The organism is Vibrio minamisatsumaniensis (genome assembly GCF_050337445.1).
In the GTDB taxonomy this organism is placed as follows: Bacteria; Pseudomonadota; Gammaproteobacteria; order Enterobacterales; family Vibrionaceae; genus Vibrio; species Vibrio artabrorum.
The window spans coordinates 1-1,323 of the sequence record NZ_JAKJSY010000172.1; the positions used below are offsets into that span (position 1 = coordinate 1).

The 1,323-nt window shown below is 38.5% G+C and carries 3 protein-coding genes; 2 read left to right on the forward strand and 1 reads right to left on the reverse strand.

Going from position 1 to position 1,323, the window contains the following annotated elements; all coding sequences use genetic code 11:
* Positions 1-262: IS3 family transposase (locus L4B77_RS19990; RefSeq protein WP_429748332.1), on the forward strand; the 262-nt coding region annotated here is incomplete at its 5' end.
* A gap of 13 nt (positions 263-275) precedes the next feature.
* On the opposite strand, the gene L4B77_RS19995 is transcribed toward L4B77_RS19990, so the two are convergent.
* Positions 276-479, reverse strand: coding sequence for a DUF2999 family protein (locus L4B77_RS19995; RefSeq protein WP_429752612.1), 204 nt, complete (start codon positions 477-479; stop codon positions 276-278).
* A 341-nt stretch (positions 480-820) separates the two neighbouring features.
* Here L4B77_RS19995 and L4B77_RS20000 point away from each other — a divergent pair.
* The coding region (locus L4B77_RS20000) for an ester cyclase (RefSeq protein WP_429752614.1) at positions 821-1,323 on the forward strand (503 nt) is incomplete at its 3' end.

Below are 1,323 nucleotides of genomic sequence, written 5' to 3' on the forward strand. Positions count from 1 at the left end.
AAAAGACTACCGAGATTTAATCGCAGCTCATAATCTAAAACAAAGCATGAGTAGGAAGGGGAATTGTTGGGATAACGCCTGTGTTGAAAGCTTTTTCCACTCAATGAAAGTAGAAGCCGTCCAATACGAGCCGATAATGACCCGAGAAGAGATGCGCCAAGCGCTTTTTGAATACATTGAAGTTGATTATAATCGAACAAGAAGGCACAGTGCTCTTGGGTATCTAAGCCCAGTTAACTTTGAAAAACAATATGTAGCTTAATGCGGTGTCCAGTCTAACTGGAGCAGATCACTTCTTTGATCAGTGCAGGGTTTTGCATTACCTGACCCATTAGCATTTGAAGTTTATCTTGTGGTAAACCAAGTTGGCTGATCGTCGCCATTGCTGCAAGAGGATTCTCTGTCAACGCTTGGAACAACTCGTTGATTTTCTCATCGCTAATATTGTTCTCTTTCAACATTGCTAAAATCGGGTTCATTTTTTTACCTTTGAAACACTAAAATTAAGTAGAAGCACAGCATACCATCTAGCAGTGTTTGATTGTACTCACTCGTACGCTTTGATCTTACCCGTTTTTAGTCCATCGTCTGGTGAACAAGTGACAAACCAGACAAAACCTTAGCAGTATTTTATTTAGCAAACCTTCTTTCATCGCCTCATTATTCACCTGAGCCAAATAATTAATTTACAATTAGCACCATTATAAGATAGACATTGAATAGATATACTTTATTCAAGCAAAAGGATAGCAAACAGACTTATACAACGGATTCTGTGATTGATATCAACGAATTAAACTTAAAGAACAAGAGTGCTTATATGACAACGTCAAAAATTCAAAACTCGATCAAAACTATGGCAATAGCAGGTTCATTGTTAGCAGGTAATGCAGTTCAAGCGAATGAACTTACACCTCAAATATTTGTTAGTGCGGATCAATCAGCTCAAACATTAGAAATTAAGCAAGCAGCAATGAACTACGCTAAGTTTTGGGATACTGGTGAAGAAATGTATGCGCGTGAAGCTTTGCTTGAAAACTTTCAAGACATGACGCCGCCAGAAGGCAGAAAAGAAGGCATTGAAGGTGTACTAGAAGCTTCTCAAAACTTCCGTAAGGTCGTACCAAACTTACATGTAGAAGTAGAACATTTACTTATTACTGGTGACTTTGCAACGATTCGATACCGTTTCAAAGGCAATTTTAACGGCAAGATGGGCGATACTGTAGGTCAAGGTCAAGTTGTCGATTTCCCAGCAGTCGATATCTACGAAGTGCATGATGGTAAAATTACAAAAAATTGGCACTTAGAAGACTATAATAC

What these genes read in the sequence shown, in the direction of transcription:
- L4B77_RS19995 (WP_429752612.1), bottom strand. Translation starts at nt 479, where the DNA reads ATGAACCCGATTTTAGCAATGTTGAAAGAGAACAATATTAGCGATGAG.